The organism is Mesorhizobium sp. M00.F.Ca.ET.216.01.1.1 (genome assembly GCF_004010325.2).
Classification (GTDB): domain Bacteria; phylum Pseudomonadota; class Alphaproteobacteria; order Rhizobiales; family Rhizobiaceae; genus Mesorhizobium.
This window is the reverse complement of record NZ_SADR02000036.1, coordinates 1-17,262: the sequence shown is the minus strand read 5'-3', so window position 1 is coordinate 17,262 and position 17,262 is coordinate 1. Positions and strand designations below refer to the sequence as shown.

At 63.7% G+C, this 17,262-nt stretch carries 16 protein-coding genes; 9 read left to right on the top strand and 7 right to left on the bottom strand.

The window, feature by feature from the left end; all coding sequences use genetic code 11:
* The first annotated feature begins 2 nt into the window (after window positions 1–2).
* From EN859_RS31565 to EN859_RS31545, 4 genes are all read left to right on the top strand, one after another.
* The gene (locus EN859_RS31565; protein ID WP_127856514.1) at window positions 3–2,276 is read left to right on the top strand and encodes a xanthine dehydrogenase family protein molybdopterin-binding subunit; all 2,274 of its coding nucleotides are present in this window, start codon (window positions 3–5) and stop codon (window positions 2,274–2,276) included.
* A gap of 773 nt (window positions 2,277–3,049) precedes the next feature.
* Window positions 3,050–4,225, top strand: a complete 1,176-nt coding sequence (locus EN859_RS31555) for an efflux RND transporter periplasmic adaptor subunit (RefSeq protein WP_127856513.1) — start codon at window positions 3,050–3,052, stop codon at window positions 4,223–4,225.
* A gap of 80 nt (window positions 4,226–4,305) precedes the next feature.
* Window positions 4,306–7,476, top strand: a complete 3,171-nt coding sequence (locus tag EN859_RS31550; RefSeq protein ID WP_127856512.1) for an efflux RND transporter permease subunit — start codon at window positions 4,306–4,308, stop codon at window positions 7,474–7,476.
* 118 nt (window positions 7,477–7,594) lie between these two features.
* Window positions 7,595–7,753: a DUF3309 family protein gene (locus tag EN859_RS31545; protein ID WP_127856511.1), complete on the top strand. Its 159-nt coding sequence runs from the start codon at window positions 7,595–7,597 to the stop codon at window positions 7,751–7,753.
* Between the two features lie 69 nt (window positions 7,754–7,822).
* On the opposite strand, the gene EN859_RS31540 is transcribed toward EN859_RS31545, so the two are convergent.
* Window positions 7,823–8,788 carry an SDR family oxidoreductase gene (locus EN859_RS31540; protein WP_127856510.1) on the bottom strand — a complete coding sequence of 322 codons (966 nt, stop codon included), beginning with the start codon at window positions 8,786–8,788 and terminating at the stop codon, window positions 7,823–7,825.
* A 94-nt stretch (window positions 8,789–8,882) separates the two neighbouring features.
* Between EN859_RS31540 and EN859_RS31535 the strand changes: the two genes are divergently transcribed.
* Window positions 8,883–9,797 carry a LysR family transcriptional regulator gene (locus EN859_RS31535; RefSeq protein WP_127856509.1) on the top strand — a complete coding sequence of 305 codons (915 nt, stop codon included), beginning with the start codon at window positions 8,883–8,885 and terminating at the stop codon, window positions 9,795–9,797.
* On the opposite strand, the gene EN859_RS31530 is transcribed toward EN859_RS31535, so the two are convergent.
* From EN859_RS31530 to EN859_RS31520, 3 genes are all read right to left on the bottom strand, one after another.
* Complete coding sequence (locus EN859_RS31530; RefSeq protein ID WP_127856508.1) at window positions 9,755–10,936, bottom strand: MFS transporter; 1,182 nt, start codon at window positions 10,934–10,936, stop codon at window positions 9,755–9,757. The two genes, EN859_RS31535 and EN859_RS31530, sit on opposite strands and share 43 nt — an antisense overlap.
* Window positions 10,937–11,049: 113 nt before the next feature.
* Entirely contained in the window at window positions 11,050–11,358 is a 309-nt protein-coding gene (locus EN859_RS31525) for a DUF1244 domain-containing protein (RefSeq protein WP_127856507.1), read from the bottom strand.
* A gap of 13 nt (window positions 11,359–11,371) precedes the next feature.
* A complete protein-coding gene (locus EN859_RS31520) occupies window positions 11,372–12,169 on the bottom strand; it encodes an N-formylglutamate amidohydrolase (protein ID WP_127856506.1) in 798 nt (265 codons plus the stop codon).
* Between the two features lie 269 nt (window positions 12,170–12,438).
* On the opposite strand from EN859_RS31520, the gene EN859_RS31515 reads away from it, so the two are divergent.
* From EN859_RS31515 to EN859_RS31505, 3 genes are all read left to right on the top strand, one after another.
* Complete coding sequence (locus EN859_RS31515) at window positions 12,439–12,900, top strand: DUF1036 domain-containing protein (RefSeq protein ID WP_189502364.1); 462 nt, start codon at window positions 12,439–12,441, stop codon at window positions 12,898–12,900.
* Window positions 12,897–14,333, top strand: coding sequence for a pyruvate kinase (gene pyk / locus EN859_RS31510; RefSeq protein ID WP_127856504.1), 1,437 nt, complete (start codon window positions 12,897–12,899; stop codon window positions 14,331–14,333). The genes EN859_RS31515 and pyk overlap by 4 nt, the downstream gene beginning before the upstream one ends.
* 138 nt (window positions 14,334–14,471) lie before the next feature.
* Window positions 14,472–14,906: an SRPBCC domain-containing protein gene (locus tag EN859_RS31505; protein WP_245525803.1), complete on the top strand. Its 435-nt coding sequence runs from the start codon at window positions 14,472–14,474 to the stop codon at window positions 14,904–14,906.
* A 6-nt stretch (window positions 14,907–14,912) separates the two neighbouring features.
* On the opposite strand, the gene EN859_RS31500 is transcribed toward EN859_RS31505, so the two are convergent.
* The 3 genes from EN859_RS31500 to ykgO form a co-directional block, all read right to left on the bottom strand.
* Window positions 14,913–15,980, bottom strand: coding sequence for an alpha/beta hydrolase (locus EN859_RS31500; protein WP_127856502.1), 1,068 nt, complete (start codon window positions 15,978–15,980; stop codon window positions 14,913–14,915).
* A gap of 95 nt (window positions 15,981–16,075) precedes the next feature.
* Window positions 16,076–16,657 (bottom strand): hypothetical protein, encoded by a 582-nt coding sequence (locus EN859_RS31495; protein ID WP_127856501.1) that lies wholly within the window; start codon window positions 16,655–16,657, stop codon window positions 16,076–16,078.
* 95 nt (window positions 16,658–16,752) lie between these two features.
* Window positions 16,753–16,878, bottom strand: a complete 126-nt coding sequence (ykgO, locus tag EN859_RS31490) for a type B 50S ribosomal protein L36 (protein ID WP_006203764.1) — start codon at window positions 16,876–16,878, stop codon at window positions 16,753–16,755.
* 217 nt (window positions 16,879–17,095) lie between these two features.
* Between ykgO and EN859_RS31485 the strand changes: the two genes are divergently transcribed.
* The coding region (locus tag EN859_RS31485; RefSeq protein ID WP_135913561.1) for a transposase family protein at window positions 17,096–17,262 on the top strand (167 nt) is incomplete at its 3' end.

The following is a 17,262-nucleotide window of genomic DNA, read 5'->3' as shown; positions in this document are numbered from 1 at the left end:
TCATGGCCAGTGTGGGAAAGATCGCCCGCCGCACGTTTCTCATCGGTGCGGCTGCCATCGCGGGCGGTGTAGCCGTCGGCTATTATTACTATCGCAAGCCTTTTCCGAATCCGCTGGAGGGCGATCTCGCCAAGGGCGAAGCGACCTTCAACCCCTATGTCAAGATTGGCGCCGACAACACCATCACCATTGTCGCGCCGCGCGCCGAGATGGGGCAGGGCATCTCGACGACGCTTGCCGCCATGGTCGCCGAAGAGCTCGATGTCGACCTCGACCAGGTCAAGGTCGAACACGGGCCGGCCTCCTACGCCTATTACAACGCAGCGATCCTGGAAGAGGGTGGCCCGTTTGCCTTTTTCGACGAAAGCATGACGGCTGAAGCCGTGCGCGCCGGAATGGGCGTGATCGGGAAATTCCTCGCTTTGCAGGCCACCGGCGGCTCCGCCTCGACGCGCGACGGTTTCGACAAGATGCGGCAGGCCGGTGCCGCTGCGCGGCAGATGCTGATTGCGGCGGCGGCGCAGAAGCTCGGCGTCGCCGCCGCCGAGCTGGAAACGGCCAACGGCTCGATCCTGCACAAGGCGTCGGGCAAATCGCTGACCTATGGAGCGGTCGCCGCGGCCGCTGCCGCGATGGCGCCGCCTGCGGAAGTCAGGCTCAAGGACAAAGCCGACTGGAAGCTGCTGGGAAAATCGCAAAAGCGCATCGACATGCTGGCCAAGGTCACCGGAGCACCGATCTTCGGCATCGATGTCAGGCTGCCGGACATGCTGTACGGCACGGTGAAGATGAGCCCGCGCTTCTGGGCCAGGCCGGTCACGGCGGATCTCTCCAAGGCCGAAAAGATGCCGGGCGTAATCAAGATCGTGTCGATCGAAACGAATTACGGCCATGGCTTCGGCATCATCGCGGAAAACACCTGGGCGGCGTTCAAGGCGGCGGAAGCGATCGACGCCAAATGGGCCGATCCCGAATATCCACTGGACAGCGCCGCCATTGCAGAGGTGCTGAAGCAGGCGCTTGGCGCCAAAGGTTCGGCGATGCGCGACGATGGCGATGTCGATACGGCCTTCGCCGATGCACCGCGCGAAAGAATAGTCGAGGCGGACTATGCCGTGCCTTACCTGGCGCATGCGACGATGGAGCCGATGAATGCCACGGCGCAGCTGAAGAACGGGGCGCTCGATATCTGGTGCGGCAACCAGGCGCCGACCCTGGTGCGGCAGCTCTGCGCCAATGCGGTCGGCATCGAACAGGACAAGGTCACGGTTCACACCACCTTCATGGGCGGCGGTTTCGGCCGCCGCGTCGAGATGGACTATGCGCTCTGTGCCGCGCTGATGGCGAAGCAAGCGGGCGGGCGCCCGGTCAAGGTGACGTGGACGCGCGAGGAGGACATGCGCCACGACGCTTACCGGCCGGCTGCCGTCGGCAAGTTTCAGGCTCGGCTCGGCGACGATGGGCTGCCGGTCGCCGTCGACATGAAGATCGCTTCGCCGTCGGTGATCGCCGGCACCTTGCGCCGGCTATTTCCCTCGATATCGCCGCTCGGCCCGGACAAGACCATCGTCGACGGGGCTTACGACCAGCCCTACACCATCCCAAACTACCGGGTGAGCGGCATTGCGGCCACCGTCTCCATTCCTGTCGGCTCCTGGCGATCAGTGGGCAGCTCGATCAACAGCTTCTTCCACGAGGGCTTCCTGGACGAGATCGCCGTGGCTGGAAAAACCGATCCGGTCGAATTGCGCAAGATGCTGATGGCAGCCTATCCGGCGGCGGTGAAGGTGGTCGAGAAAGTTGCCGCGATGGCGAAATGGGGCGAGGCGCTGCCCGCCGGCAAGGCGAAGGGCATGGCCTTTACGCTCTGCTTCGGCAGTTGGGTCGGCGAGATCGTCCAGGTGGCGGACACGCCTGCCGGAATCCGCATTGAGAAGGTGTGGATTGCCGCCGATGTCGGCACCGCGCTCGATCCTGATATCATCGAAGCACAGCTCATCTCCGCCGCCATCTATGGTCTGTCTGCGGCGGTTGCGCAGGAAATCACTTTTGCCGACGGCATGGTCGAACAGTCCAACTTCCATGACTACGATGCCATGCGCATTTTCCAATGCCCAACCTTCGAAGTCGCCATCCTGGAGAATTTCCACAAGATGGGCGGCGTCGGCGAGATCGGTACGCCACCGGCGGCACCAGCGCTCGCCAATGCCGTCTTCGCGCTTACCGGCAAACGCATCCGGACGCTGCCGTTGTCCAAAGGAGTGGCCTTCGCGTGAAAAAATTTTTGATCACGACGACCCTATTGAGAAAAAATTTCTTATCATGCTGACGCCTGCTGCCATTCTGGTTTCGGCTAGGCCTTTCGCAACCGCACAAGAAAGCCGGGCGCCGGCGCCGGTGGCGGTCGAGGCCGCAGAGGTCTGGCCGAATTGGACAGGGTTTATGCGGTGCTCTCGCATCCTTGCTGCGCCGGCTGTCATGTCGCGGACGCCGGCCGCTGGTCCGGCGCGCATTGCGGTGGCACGCGCGTTCATGACTTCAACGTCCAGCGCGGCGCGGACGGCTGGCTTAGGCAATCCGGGCCTGCGCTGCACGCCTTGCAATTTATCCAGCAATTGCAATGCAATAGATGGGCCACCCGGCGCCGAGAACCGGCGCCTTGTGCCGTCGGAGATGACCTGGTTCGACAAATCCCCGACGGAAATCTGCGTCCAGATCAAGGAGCCGCCCGCGGGCGGTCGCTGCTTGCAAGATGTCGCGCTGCATGTCCGCGACGACCGGCTGGTCGGCTGGGCTGGGCGCCAGGAGCGGACCGTGAGCTGGCGCCGGAGGCGTATCAGGTAATCGAGAGGTGGATGGCGGCAGGGATATCTTGTCCAGCAACGCAATAACCTATCAACTTTTCTGACTATATTGCGATGCAACTTTGATGTACAAGCGCGCTTCGCCGATCACGGCAATTTGAGCACGGCCTAGCGCGCACCCATATCGGCGACGCGCCCGAGTAGAAGACGCGGCCTGGCCGAACCCCGCGCAGTGGAAAACGACGATGCCGAAATTCAAGTTTCACAAGCTTGCAGCCGTGGTTGTGCTTATCGGGTTCGCCGCCTGGATTGGAACAGGCGTGTTCTCGTCCGTCGGCAGTGCATCCGCCGACAGCAAGGCGAAGGCAGCCGAGCAGCCCAAAACGGCTGACGCCGGCAAGCCAAAGCCTGCCGAAGCCGAGCAGCCCAAGGCAACCCCGCGTACCGTCGCGGTGGTGGCGCCGCCGCGGCGCACCTTTGCCCGCGCCATCCGTATTTCCGGGCTGACCGAAGCCGACAAGCGCGCGGTCCTGGCGACACGCGTCGCCGGCGTCATCGACAAGCTGCCGGTCAAGCAGGGACAGCACGTCAAGACCGGCGATCTCGTGCTGATGCTTGCCGCCGAGGAAAAGCTTTCGGCTGTCAGCAACGCCAAGCAGCTCCTGGTTCAGCGCCAGGCCGAGCTGGATGCCGCACAGCGGCTGGCGCGGACCGGCAACCTGCCCAAGCTGCAGCTCGATACCGCACGCTCGAATTTGACCTCGGCGCAGTCCCTGTTGGAGACGGCGCAAGCCGAGCTTGACCGCAACGAAGTCAAGGCGCCCTTCGACGGCGTCATCGACCGGGTGCCGGTGGAACTCGGCAGCTCCGTGATGCAGGGCGGCGAGGTGGCAACCATCCTCAGCCTCGACCCGGTGATCGCCAGGGGTGAAGTCAGCGAGCGCGACCTGCGCTACATCAAGATCGGCGACGAGGCCAATGTGCGCCTGGTCAATGACCAGACGGTCAAGGGCACCGTGCGCTACATCAGCCGCGACGCGTCATCCATGACCCGCACCTTCCGCGTCGAGGTCGCGATCCCCAATCCGGAGGGCACCATCCCGGCCGGCATGACGGCGGAAATCGCACTCAGCGCACTGCCGACCGACGCCGTCATGCTGCCGCGCTCAGTGGTGACGCTCGGCGACAAGGGAGATCTCGGCATCCGCGCCGTCGACAAGGACAAGAAGGTCGTGTTCTTCCCGATCGACCTGGTCGACGACACGCCGACGGGCCTGGTGCTTGGCGGCATCCCGGCCGACGCGCGCGTCATCGTCGCTGGCCAGGAGCTGGTGAAGGAAGGCGAAGTGGTCAACCCGGTCGAAGCCGACCAGGCGACGATCAAGAAGTTGTTGGACGAAGCAACGGCCGGGACGCAATAGCCCGGCTTGTGGAGGGGATATCCCTTGAGTGACGGAAATCGGCTGCTGTGCAGCCCCGAGGTTAACAGCAGGCATCAGTCATGGATATCGTCAGACTTGCAATCCACAACGCCCGCCTGACCATTTCGGTCCTGGTCTTCCTCATCCTTGCGGGTGCGGTCGCCTATCAGTCGACACCGAAGGAAGCGGAACCCGACGTTCCGATCCCGATGATGTATGTCAGCCTGGTCTATCAAGGCATTTCGCCGGAGGATTCGGAGCGCCTTCTGCTGCGGCCGATGGAAGCCAAGCTGAAAAGCCTGAAAGGCCTCAAGGAAATGCGTTCGGCCGCCTTCCAGGGCGGCGGCTACGTGCTGGTCGAGTTCCAGCCACAGACGAACCTGGCGACGGCGCTGCAGGACACGCGCAGCAAGGTGCAGGACGGCAAGGCCGACCTGCCGCAGGCGGCCGAGGAGCCGACCGTCACCGAGGTCAACGTCTCCGAATTTCCTGTCCTAGTGGTGACGCTGTCGGGTGAAGTGCCCGAGCGCGTGCTGACGGCGGCGGCGCGCGAATTGCGCGACCGGATCGAGGAAGTGCCTGGTGTGCTGGAAGGCTCGCTGCAAGGTGCCCGCGACGACCTCGTCGAAGTCGTTGTCGACCCGATGAAGCTGTCGTCCTATGGGCTGCAGCTTGACCAGATGATGCAGGGCGTCGCCGCCTCCAATAGCCTCGTCGCTGCCGGCAACATCGAAGGCTCGGAAGGCAAATATGCCGTCAAGGTGCCGTCTCTGATCGAGACGCCGGAGGACGTTGCCAGCCTGCCGATCGTCGCCACGCCCAATGCCGTGGTGCAGGCCAAGGACATCGCCACCATTCGCTCCACCTTCAAGGACGCCGAGACGGTGACCCGCCTCGACGGCAAGCCGGCGATCGCCATCGAGGTGAAGAAGCGCATCGGCTCCAACCTCATCGACACCATCTCCAAGGTCAGGGAGGTGTCCGACGCCTTCGTCAAGTCCATGCCGGAAGGCATGCACGTCACCTACACGCAGGACAAGTCGGTGTTCGTCAACCAGCTGCTCGGCGATCTGCAGAACCATGTCATGATCGCCGTCATCCTGGTGTTCATCGTCATTCTCTACGCGCTGTCGGGCCGTGCATCGCTGCTGATCGGACTGGCCATCCCGTCGTCCTTCCTGATCGGCATCCTGCTGCTGGCGATGATGGGCTACACGATCAACATGATCGTGCTGTTCAGCCTCATCCTGGCGGTCGGCATGCTGGTCGACGACGCCATCATCGTCACCGAATTCGCCGAACGGCGGATGAGCGAAGGCATGCCGAAGGAGGAAGCTTTCGCGCTGGCCGCCAGGCGCATGGCCGGCCCGGTCATCGCCGCGACGATGACGCGCATCGCTGCCTTTTCGCCGCTGCTGTTTTGGCCAGGCATCATCGGCGACTTCATGAAATACATGCCGATAACGCTGATCGTCACGCTCTCGGCCTCGATGCTCTACGCGCTGGTCTTTGCGCCGACGCTGGGCGCCATTTTCGCCAAGGCGCCGCCTCACCACGAGGATGACAATCGCGACGGCTGGTACATGGCCGTGGTCAAGCAGGCGGTGCGGTTTCCGGTCACCGTGCTTGTGCTCACCGTCGCGCTGCTGTTCGGCGTCGGCTACGCCTATTCAAAATTCGGCGCTGGAGTCGAGTTCTTCCCGAATGTCGAGCCGGACTACGGCCTGCTTTACGTGCACGCCCGCGGCAACCTTTCGCTCGCCGAAATGGACCTTGCCACGAAGGCGGCGGAAGACCGGCTTCTCGGCTGGCCGGGCGTGAAATCGGTCTATACCCGCGTCGGCAAGACGCAAGGCGGCGGCCAGGATATCCCGGAAGACGTGGTCGGCGTGATCCAGTACGAGTTCGTCGATTGGCGCGAACGCAAGTCGGCGAACCAGATCCTCGACCAATTGCGCGGCGTCATGGCCGGCATTCCCGGCGTCGATGTCGAGGTCCGCGTGCCGGAAGCCGGCCCGCCCACCGGCAAGCCGATCCAGATCAGGCTTTCGGCCGTCGATCCCAAAGGCCTCGACGACAAGGCCCGCGCAGTGGCAGCTCGGATTGCCGAGGTGCCGGGTGTCATCGACATTTCCGACGGCCTGCCGCCGCCCGGCGTCGACTGGGCACTCGAGGTCGATCGCGCCAAGGCGGCACAATACGGCATCAGCCCGACCTCGGTCGGAACCGTTGTGCAACTGGTGACGAACGGGCTGAAGCTCAGCGAATACCGACCCGCCGGCGCCGACGATGCCGTCGACATCAGGCTGCGCCTGCCCGAGAACCGGCGGACGCTGTCGACGCTCGACGAACTCCGGGTGCAGACCTCGCAAGGCTCGGTGCCGATCTCGAACTTCGTCGTGCGCAAGCCCGAGCCGACGGTCGGCATCCTCAACCGCATCGACGGCGCGCGCACAGTGGTCGTCCAGGCCAACGTCGCCGCCGGCGCCCAGGTCGCGGCTGTCCAGCAGCAGGTCACCCAGGCTGTCGCCGACATGGATCTGGGCAGTGGCATACGCTGGAAGCTGGCCGGTTCGAACGAGGACAGCGCCGAGGCCAGCGCCTTCCTCAGCAAGGCTTTCGGCGCGGCGATCTTCCTGATCTTCCTTGTGCTCCTGGCGCAGTTCAACAAGTTCACCAGCGTCTGGCTGGTGCTGTCCTGCGTGGTCATGGCGACGATCGGCGTGTTCCTGGGGCTTCTGCTGACAGGCGAGGCATTCGGCATCGTCATGTCCGGCATCGGCGTCATCGCGCTGGCCGGCGTGGTGGTGAACAACAACATCGTGCTGATTGATACCTATGACCGGCTGCGCGAAGAGGGCTGGGACAAGGTCGAGGCAGTTCTGCAGACCTGCCGCGAACGCGCCCGTCCCGTAGTGCTGACGGCAGTGTCGGCGATCCTCGGTGTGCTGCCGATCGCCTTCGGCCTCGGCCTCGAAATCTTCCATCACGAGACGACGATCAACGCGCCGTCGACACAATGGTGGATTTCGCTGTCCTCGGCGATCGTCTTCGGCCTGTCCTTCGCAACCGTGCTGACACTGGTGGTGACGCCGTCGATGCTGATGGTCTTCACCCGAGCCAAGGTCAAGGCCGGCGCACGGCGCGGCTGGCTCAGCCGGCTGTTGCGGCGCGGCAAGGTCTCGTCGGAGGCTCCGGCACCGGCTCTGGACGCCGAACCGGCGATTGCCTTCCCGAAGGCGGCCGAATAGATTGACTTTGCTTGGAGCACCGTGCGTCCAGTGGAACGCGCAAAGAGGCCGTCTGGGAACAACCGGGCGGCCTTCTGCATTGTGCTGGTATAGGAGCACCTCATAGCGGGGATCTTTCATGACGCTAAGCACCATTCTCGTCATCATTCTGATCCTCATCCTGATCGGCGCGGTGCCGGCATGGCCGCATTCGCGCGCGTGGGGCTATGGCCCTTCCGGTATCGTCGGCGTCATCCTGGTCGTGCTGCTGGTGCTGGTGTTGATGGGCAGGATCTGACCCAATCTATGCAATGCAAAAACAGCGAGCGCCCATCGGACGCCCGCTGCCTTTCTTAATCAGGTTCTGTCAGGCCGCCTTCCGGCTGCTGGGTGCGACAACGGTCGAGATACCGATGTCGTTCAGGGCGTCGGCGACAGCCTTGTCCAACGGCGTATGCGGGATCGTGCCGATGACGCCTTCAAGCCGGGCGGAAACAAGCCGGTGCGGCTCGAAGCGGAGATAGGACATCGAGACGATCTCGCGCCACATCGCCACAAACGGGCTGCCGGCGCGCAACACCCACCACGGCATCGAGGTCAGCTTCAGCGTGCGTCCGAGTGCCTTCTCGGCAGCCGCCTTGATCTCCATATCGGTGACGGCATGGCCGGGAAAGTTCAGTGCCTCGTAGGTGCCTAGCTTGTCGAGATTCTCAGCCAGTCCGACGAAGGCCTTGGCGAAGTCCGGCAGGTAGGTCCATTCATGCAGGAGCTCGGCCGGTCCGGGTGCGGTATAGACGCCCTTGTTCATCTTGGCGGCGACGACCAGATCGAACCACGATCCGCTGCCGGTGCCGCCAAAGAAATCGCCGGCCCGCAAAATGATGGTGCGCACACGGTCGGCATCGGCCTCGCGGCGAAAGAGGTCTTCCATGGCGACGCGGATGCGGCCTTTTTCCGTCGTTGGGTGAAAGGGCGTATCCTCGGTGATCACGACGGGCGTCGGCGAGCCGTAATTATAGATGGTGCCGGGGAAGAGATGCAGCGCGCCGTTCGCTCTGCAGGCGGCCATGACATTTCCGGCCATCGGCAGGCATTTGCTCCAGTCGGTGTAGAGCGGGCTGAGGCCGTTGAAGATGATGTCCACATCTTGCGTGGCGCGGATCAGCGCATCGCGGTCGAGCGCGTCACCGGCAACGGCGATAGCGCCCTTGAGCTCCGCCGGCACCTTGCCGTTGCGGGTGATGGTGCGGACGTCGTAGCCGGCGTCGATGAAGGCCTTGGCTACCACACGGCCGAGCCGGCCATTGGCGCCCAGAATTGCGATCTTGGTCATTTTTCGTCTCCGTGTTTGCGTTACGACCAGAATATGATCGGATCGCAGACGAATGGAAATTGACTGAAATCGGCAATCTGTTATTCAATTTTGAATGGCAGACATTGACTGGAACCTGATCAAGAGTTTTGTCACCGTGGCGGAAACCGGCAGCCTGTCGGCTGCCGCGCGCAAGCTGGCCGCAAGCCAGCCGACGCTCGGCCGCCATATCGCCGAGCTGGAGCAGGTGCTTGGCGTCACGCTGTTCCGGCGCGGACGGCGTGGCTATGCGCTGACCGAGGCCGGCAGCACGCTTTATGAACGCGGCCGGGCGGTGAGCGAGCAGGCCAGCGCCTTCTCGCTGCTGGCGCTGGGTTCGGTCGAGGCAATCGAGGGCACGGTGCGCATTGCCGCCAGTGAAGTGGTGGCGGCCTATGTGCTGCCGCAGATGACGGCCAGGCTGGGCGTCGAGGAACCCGGCATCGAGGTCGAGATCGTCGCATCGAACCAAGTCGAGAACCTTTTGCGCCGCGATGCCGACATCGCCATCCGCATGGTCAAGCCGGCACAGAACGAGCTGGTGGCGCGCAAGGTCACCGACATTCCGCTCCGCGCTTGCGCAGCAAGATCCTACCTCGATCGGCGTGGCCGCCCGCACCGGCCCGGCGATCTTATCGACCACGATCTGATCGGCTTCGACCGCAGCGACGAGATCATTCGCGGCTTTGCCCAGTTCGGCGTTTCGCTGACCCGTAATGCCTTCCGCTTCCGGGCCGACAACCAGATCGTCGTGTGGGAAGCGGTGCGGGCGGGAAACGGCATCGGCTTCGGCCAGGAGCCGCTGGCCGACCGTGATCCGCTGGTGGAGACCGTGCTGCCGGATCTCAAGCTGCCGGTGCTGCCGGTGTGGCTGGCCATGCACCGCGACGTGCGCACCAGTGTGCGCATCCGTCGGGTGGCGGATTTCCTCTACGAGGAGCTGAAGCGCTATTCGGCCGGTGCTGCGTCGGGAGCGAATTCGGCGCGGTGAGCGAGCCCGGCCATCAACAGCACGATGACCAGCAGCCCCGACAGAGCGACGAAGATTGGGCCGAAGCTTGAGTGCTCGGCGATGAAGCCGATCGCAGACGGCGCCACCAGGATGCCGGAGTAACCCATTGTGGTGACCACGCTCATGCCGGTGCCGGACGACATACCTTCCTGGTTGCCGCCGGCGGAAAAGATGATTGGCACCATATTGGCGATGCCGAAACCGCAAAAGGCAAAAGCCGCGATGGCGAGCCAGGGCGAGGGCGACAGGCCGGCCACCAGCATGCCTGCTGCGGCGACAAGAGCCGAGGCGCGCAGCGTCATCACTGCGCCGAAGCGGTTGCGAACCCCGTCGCCGAAGAAACGCATGACGGCCATGACGCCGGAAAAGGCGGCGTAGGCCAGACCGGCGACGGCAAGGTCGGCGCCAAGCTCCTGTCGCAGGTAGAGCGCCGCCCAGTCGAGCACAGCGCCTTCGGAAATCATCGTCAACAACGCCATCAGTCCGACCAGATAGACCACCGGGTTTGCCGGCAGTGAGAATTTGTGGTGCTCGGCCACCTGCGGCTTGCCCTCGGCGATCAGGTAGCGGACTGCCACCGCGATCACCGCAAAGGCGAGAGCCGTCACCACCGTGGCATGGGCGAGGTGACCGTAATTCTGGATGGCGAAGCCACCGAGAGCGCCGCCGGCGAAGCCGCCGAGACTCCAGAAGCCGTGCGAGGACGACATGATGGCGCGCGACAAGCGCCGCTCCACCGCGACCGCATTGGCGTTCATGGCGACATCCATGCCGCCGATCGAGCCGCCGAAGATGAACATGGCGATGGCCGCCAGCGGCACATTGGGGGCCAGCGCCACGACCAGCAGGCCGAAGCTGCCGGCGAGGCCGAACCAGCGCAGCACGGTGCGCGAACCGTGCCTGGAGATCAGATGGCCGCACCAGGTCATGGCGGTGACGGCGCCAGCGCCGAACAGTAGGATCAAAAGACCTAGGGTGAATTTGGAAATGTCGAGCCGGGTCAGGAACACCGGAATCTGCGGCGCCCAGCTGCCGGTCAGGAAGCCGTTGGCGAGGAAGATACCGGCGACGGCCCATCGCCCGCGAATGGCGGTCTGCATGACGTTTCGCGCGTCCATTGAGTAGAATCGGTCCCGAAAATGGCGCCGCGCGGCAAATTAGATCGATTCAATTTTCAGTCAAGCGCTCTCGCCCGAAAGTGCTTGGGCCAGGCATAGGCTGATCGGATCCGCTAGTGATCCCGGGGCCGCCTTGCCTCGAATTCCGCCTTCTTGGCGTCCGACGCTTCGGTCTGGTTGAGTGCCTGCCATTCGGCATAAGGCATGCCGTAGATGATTTCCCGCGACTGGTCCTTGGAAAGCGCGACACCCTCGGCCTCCGCGGCATCGCGATACCAGTTCGACAGGCAGTTGCGGCAGAAGCCGGCAAGGTTCATCAGGTCGATGTTCTGCACGTCGCTGCGCTCGCGCAGAAGCGTCACTAGCCGGCGGAAGGCGGCGGCTTCGAAATCGCGCTTTTGCTCGTCGCTGAGTTCGGTCATTGTTCGGCCTCCGTCATAGCGGCCCGGTGCGCGAGCCGAAGATCTTCACCACATGTATATCGGGACGGTGGTTGATCGCGTCAACGATCGGCTCCAGCCGCTCGGCCCAGTCGAGCGCGCCCTTCCGGTCTGCGATCAGATCCTGGCGAATTTCGACCAGCGCATGGGCAAAGCCGTTGACGATGGCGTGCCTGAACATGGTATCGCCGCGCAGCGCGCCGTCATAAGGTTCGTTGTCGCCGACGACGAGATTCTTGTCGGCCGCCAGCATGTCGATCAGCGGCCGCGCCACCCGGTCGTCCAGGTCCCACAATATGCCGACGTGCCACGGTCGCACAAACCCCTGCATGACCGGCGTGAAGGAATGCACCGACAAGATAAAAGGCGCGTGCCCGGAAGCATGCGCCACCGAGGCGATCATGGCGTCGACCGCGTCATGATAGGGCCGGTAGAAGCGGTCGAGGCGCTTCTCGCGCTCCTCCGAGGCAATAGGATAGTTTCCCGGCACGATGGTGCCGTCATAGAGCTGGCGAATCAGTGTCGGGTCGTCCTCGCCGCGGTTGGCGTCGATCAGCAGCCGCGAAAAATTGGCGACCACCGCCGGCACCCCGAGCATCGCCGCCAGTTCGCGCGTCACCGTCTCGACGCCGATATCATAGGCGATGTGGCGGTCGAATTCCGCCGCCGGCAGGCCGAGGCTGCCATACTCCTCAGGCAGATCGCGGCGGGCGTGATCGGCCAGAAGCACGATGCCTCGCCTGCGGTCGCCTTCGACGATATCGAAAGGCGCGAAAACTGTGGATCGGGTCATTGGCTGAAAATGGTCGGTTCGCTGGCTTCCGGGGAGGGTGGTATCGTCATTCCACGAAGAGGAAACTTGCGCAATGCCGTTGTTTGGCCACGGTTTCTGCGAAAATCCGGCCCGAGGCGACAGAACGCGCGCCGGGGCCTTCCTAAATCGATTGGAATTGGACAGAACGGCGCGTTGACATGCGCCCGGACTTTTCCCAAAAGGGGCGTTGAGAGATGCAAATGTGGTTCTTAAGGGGTTTCAGGATGGGTTCCGCCGGCAGGCCGCGCATGCGCTATGCCTTCGCCATGCCGCTCCTGATCCTGATCGCAGGTTTGTCGGTGGTCGCGGCCTCGCCCGCCCGCGCCGACTTCCGCGTCTGCAACGCCACGCAGAACCTGGTCGGCGTCGGCATCGGCTACCGCGCCAAGGCCGGCTGGATCACCGAGGGCTGGTGGCACATCGAAGGCTCTAGCTGCAAAACGCTGATCGAAGGACCGCTGTCATCAAGGTTTTACTATCTCTATGCAGAAGACGCCGAGCGCGGCGGGCGCTGGGATGGCCCGATCAACATGTGCGTGGCCGAAAAAGAGTTCAAGATCGCCGGCGTGACCGATTGCGTCGCCCGAGGCTTTCAGCGCGCCGGATTCCAGGAATATGACACGGGTGAACAGGCGAGCTGGATGGTCCAGCTGACCGATGAGCCCGCAACGGGAGGCGCTCCAGCCGCCCCGGGAACAAGCAGTCAATGAGACGTAACCGCAAGGTCAAGATCCTCGCTACCATCGGTCCGGCTTCCTCGTCCGAGGAGATGCTGAAGAAGCTTTTCGAAGCCGGCGCCGACGTGTTCCGCATCAATATGAGCCATACGGATCACGAGCTGATGCGCACACTTGTCAGCCGCATCCGCACCGTCGAGCAAGCGGTCGGCCGGCCGATCGGCATCCTCGCCGACCTGCAAGGGCCCAAGCTGCGCGTCGGCAAGTTCGCCAACGGCAAGGAAGTGCTGACCGTCGGCCAAGCCTTCACGCTCGACAACAATCCGGAGCCCGGCAACTCGACCAGGGTCTACCTGCCGCATCCGGAAATCCTGAGCTCGGTCGAGCCCGGTGACCGTCTTTTGATCGACGACGGCAAGCTCGAGCTGAAGGCGGTGAAGAGCAACGGCAAGGCGATCGTCTGCACCGTCGTCGCCGGCACCAGCATTTCCGACAAGAAGGGCGTCAGCCTGCCCGACACCGACCTGCCGGTCGGGGCACTCACCGAAAAGGACCGCAAGGATCTTGATGCGGTATTGGCCACCGGCGTCGACTGGGTGGCGCTGTCGTTCGTGCAGCGGCCTGAGGATCTGGCGGAAGCACGCAAGATCGCACGCGGCCGGGCGCTGATCATGGCCAAGATCGAAAAGCCGCAGGCCGTGTCCCGGCTGGCCGAAATCATCGAGCTCTCGGACGCTCTGATGGTTGCCCGCGGCGATCTCGGCGTCGAGATGCCGCTCGAAGCCGTGCCCGGCATCCAGAAGCAGATCACCCGCGCCGCGCGGCGTGCCGGCAAGCCGGTGGTGGTCGCCACGCAGATGCTGGAATCGATGATCACCGCGCCGGTGCCGACCCGCGCCGAGGTATCGGACGTGTCGATCGCCGTGTTCGAAGGCGCCGACGCCATCATGCTTTCTGCGGAGTCCGCAGCCGGTGCCTACCCGGTTGAAGCGGTGGCGATGATGAACCGGATCGCCACCAAGGTGGAAACCGATCCGAACTATGCCGGCATCATCAATGCGCAGCGCTCGGAGCCGGAGGCGACCGGCGCCGACGCCATTTCGCTTGCCGCCCGCGAAATCGCCGAGACGCTGAAACTGTCTGCGATCATCACCTATACGGCATCCGGCACGACCGGCCTGCGCGCTGCGCGCGAGCGCCCACAAGTGCCGATCGTGGCGCTGTCGCCGATCGTCAACACGGCGCGGCGGCTGTCGCTGTTGTGGGGCACGCATTGCGTCGTTTCTCCCGACGCCATCGATCTCGACGATATGGTCGATCGTGCCTGCCGCATCGCTCTCGACGAGGGGTTCGGCAAGCCAGGCGACCGCGTCATCATCACGGCCGGCGTGCCGCTGAGGACGCCGGGGTCGACGAACATGCTGCGCATCGCCTATATCGGATCGGACGTGCAGGCCAGCCGCTGAGCCGGTTCATCGGCGCGGCCGAACGCGCAGCAGCGGAGCCCTGTTCGACGTAGCGCGACCGAATGCAGCTGTCGATTGCGACGGGAGAGCCGTCTCATGAGCGAAAATCATACAGGCAGCTGGACCCGCACGTCGAGGGTGATCAAGGCGCGGCCCGAGGAGCTTTATGCGGCCTTCACGGATCCGGCCGCGCTCGTCGCCTGGCTGCCGCCGGCCGAGATGACGGGCTTCATCCACGCGTTCGATGCGCGGGTCGGCGGCGGATATCGGATGTCGCTGTTCTATCCGCCCGACGAGCGCGTATTCCGTGGCAAGACCTCCGACAAGGAGGACATGGTCAAGGTGCGCTTCGTCGAATTGACGCCGCCGCACCGGATCGTCGAAGCCATCGACTTCGTCACCGACGATCCGGCCTTGCTGGGCGAGATGACGATGACGGCGACGTTCGAGGAGGTGCCCGGTGGAACGGAAGTCACGCTTCTGTTCGAGAACCTGCCGCAAGGCCTGCGGGCAGAAGACAACGAGGCCGGAGCGCGATTGAGCCTCGAGCAACTCGGCCGCCGCTTCGAATGAAGTCGCTCAAATCGGCGCGAGCTCAGCCTCCGGTACCTTCAGGTCGGCGCATTTGCCCGCGCCTTGGATGTCATCGGCGATCCGCGCTTCCACCGTCTTCGCCATCGCCTGCAGATCCACGTCGTTGCCGGCAACCTTGCCGATCGCGCCGATGACGAGATCGGGCGCGATCCAGTCCGGCTTATGGCCGAGATTGTGGACCCAGACCAGCTCGGCGCCGGGAATGTCGCGGACAAGACCGAGCGAATGGACCGTTGCGTAGACAACCTTGTCGCGATCGCCGGAGATAATCACGGTCGGCGCCTTGATGTCACGATAATGCGGCGCAGCGCCGAGCGCATAGCGATAAAGCCCGGCGACATCGGTGGCATTGGCGCGGAAGGCGCCGGGGCGGAGCACCAGCGGGATGGAGGCCTCGCCGACATAGCTGTCAGGCACCGTGTTGGGGGCAAAGACGCACCCGGTGGCGGCGGTCATCCGCAGAGTTCCCGCCGGATAGCTCAGCGTTTCGGAGAACAGCCAGCCGACGACCGGAATGGTCGTCAAATTATAGTACCAGGCGGTCGCGCCGCCCGGCCAAGGGTGGCTAACAGGCGAGATGAAGACGAGGCCGAGCGTCTTGTCGGGATGCTCACGACCAAAGGCGGTGGTTATCGCGCCGCCAAAGGAATGGCCGACGATGATGGCTTTCTTGATGCCGAGACGGTCCATCAGCACCGCTATGGTGTTGGCCTGAGCCGACGGGGTTTCGTTGTTGCCGGGGCCGCGCCCGGACCAGCCGAAGCCCGGCCGGTCGAAGAACAGCATCTCGGCGCGGCCTTCGAGCAGCGGCCTCAGCGGCAGCATCTGATCCCTGAGATTGGCGCTGGCGCCGTGGATGAAGACAACCGGCGGCAGGTCGGCATTGGCCGGCACTGGGACATGGACATAATGGATGCGGGCGCCATCGATGTCGGCGAAGTCGCCGATCGGCGGATTGCGGCGCTCGATCAGCCACGAACCGGCGCGAGTGACACCGGCAAGAGTGAACACAAGCGCCATGAAGAAGGCGAGGGCGGCATAGACCAGGTTCATGCAGTGGAGGTACGGACCGGAGCGAAATTAGTTCTCACCCTAGCGCATGACCTTGAAAATCGTAAGTCTAGCGGAGCTGCCCGTCGACCGGGCAATCAGATGCCTTCGCCGGCAAGCTCTTCCGAAAGTGTGGCGACCTGATCCTGGGCGCTGCGCATCATCGGATAGATGCTGAGCACACGCTGCCAGGCTTCGAGTGCCGACTGCTTGTGGCCGGTCTCGGCCATGATCTGCGCCAGGCCCGAAAGCGCGCCGAAATGGCGAGGTTCGAGCCGTAGCGTATGGTCGATGTCCGACATCGACTTCCCGTAGTTCTTCATCATGAAATGCACGGTCGCGCGCCGGTTCCAGCCTTCGGCATAGGCTGGCTGCAAGGTCACCACCTGATCGAGGAAATCGAGTGCCACGTCGAACTTCTGGTCTTCGGCTGCCTTTTGCGACCATTGCATCATCAGATCGATCGAGGCGCTGCCGGATTGGAGCCATTCGTTCCCGATGCTCCCGGCGATGCGCTCGGCGGCCTTTTCATTGCGCTCGCGCTTCAGGTCGGCGAACAACTGATCGAGCCGGGCCTGTTTCGTCGCGGCAACCGGAGGCGCGACCGGATCGTCCGCCCATGCTGGCAAGACAGCGCTGGACAGGAAAATGGTTGCGAAAAATGCAAAAAGAATCCGCATCACCGGAATCTAATCCCGGACGGCGGATCGTCAAACTGAATTTAGCGTGAAAGGGCCGGCAAGCCATCATGCGGGGGACATGGGCCCCTGCGCATTCAACCCTGGCGCGCCTTGTAGCGCGGGGCGGTCTTGTTGATGATGTAGATGCGGCCCTTGCGGCGAACCAGCTGGTTGTCGCGGTGACGCGCCTTCAGCGCCTTGAGCGAATTCTTGATCTTCATGGTCTTGCCCGTCGGTCAGGGCCCGGTCGCGGGCCGAATTATTAAGGCGCGCTCGAAAAAGCGCGCCTTTGAACTTGTGCGTGGCTCATAAACGAGGAGCCTTGCCCGTGTCAACCGCAAGCATGCCCGATACACGGCATTGAACTCGGGTTAACGGCGGTTTCGGGATTGCGACGGTTCTGATTCTGTTGGTGGCGTTGATTCGGAGAGCACCGCCATGCCTGAGACTGCCGAGAAGCCGCGTCTGCGGCTGTTGCTGGACCATTTCGCCCTGATCGAGGATGACCGGGAGGGGTGGCGGGTGGCGCATCCTCTGTCTGAGGTTCTGCTGCTGGTGGTCTGCGGCACGATCGCGGCGGGCGATGATTTCGAGGACATCGCCGA

What these genes read in the sequence shown, in the direction of transcription:
- EN859_RS31565 (WP_127856514.1), top strand. Translation starts at nt 3, where the DNA reads ATGGCCAGTGTGGGAAAGATCGCCCGCCGCACGTTTCTCATCGGTGCG.
- EN859_RS31555 (WP_127856513.1), top strand. Translation starts at nt 3,050, where the DNA reads ATGCCGAAATTCAAGTTTCACAAGCTTGCAGCCGTGGTTGTGCTTATC.
- EN859_RS31550 (WP_127856512.1), top strand. Translation starts at nt 4,306, where the DNA reads ATGGATATCGTCAGACTTGCAATCCACAACGCCCGCCTGACCATTTCG.
- EN859_RS31545 (WP_127856511.1), top strand. Translation starts at nt 7,595, where the DNA reads ATGACGCTAAGCACCATTCTCGTCATCATTCTGATCCTCATCCTGATC.
- EN859_RS31540 (WP_127856510.1), bottom strand. Translation starts at nt 8,788, where the DNA reads ATGACCAAGATCGCAATTCTGGGCGCCAATGGCCGGCTCGGCCGTGTG.
- EN859_RS31535 (WP_127856509.1), top strand. Translation starts at nt 8,883, where the DNA reads ATGGCAGACATTGACTGGAACCTGATCAAGAGTTTTGTCACCGTGGCG.
- EN859_RS31530 (WP_127856508.1), bottom strand. Translation starts at nt 10,936, where the DNA reads ATGGACGCGCGAAACGTCATGCAGACCGCCATTCGCGGGCGATGGGCC.
- EN859_RS31525 (WP_127856507.1), bottom strand. Translation starts at nt 11,358, where the DNA reads ATGACCGAACTCAGCGACGAGCAAAAGCGCGATTTCGAAGCCGCCGCC.
- EN859_RS31520 (WP_127856506.1), bottom strand. Translation starts at nt 12,169, where the DNA reads ATGACCCGATCCACAGTTTTCGCGCCTTTCGATATCGTCGAAGGCGAC.
- EN859_RS31515 (WP_189502364.1), top strand. Translation starts at nt 12,439, where the DNA reads ATGCGCTATGCCTTCGCCATGCCGCTCCTGATCCTGATCGCAGGTTTG.
- pyk (WP_127856504.1), top strand. Translation starts at nt 12,897, where the DNA reads ATGAGACGTAACCGCAAGGTCAAGATCCTCGCTACCATCGGTCCGGCT.
- EN859_RS31500 (WP_127856502.1), bottom strand. Translation starts at nt 15,980, where the DNA reads ATGAACCTGGTCTATGCCGCCCTCGCCTTCTTCATGGCGCTTGTGTTC.
- EN859_RS31495 (WP_127856501.1), bottom strand. Translation starts at nt 16,657, where the DNA reads ATGCGGATTCTTTTTGCATTTTTCGCAACCATTTTCCTGTCCAGCGCT.
- ykgO (WP_006203764.1), bottom strand. Translation starts at nt 16,878, where the DNA reads ATGAAGATCAAGAATTCGCTCAAGGCGCTGAAGGCGCGTCACCGCGAC.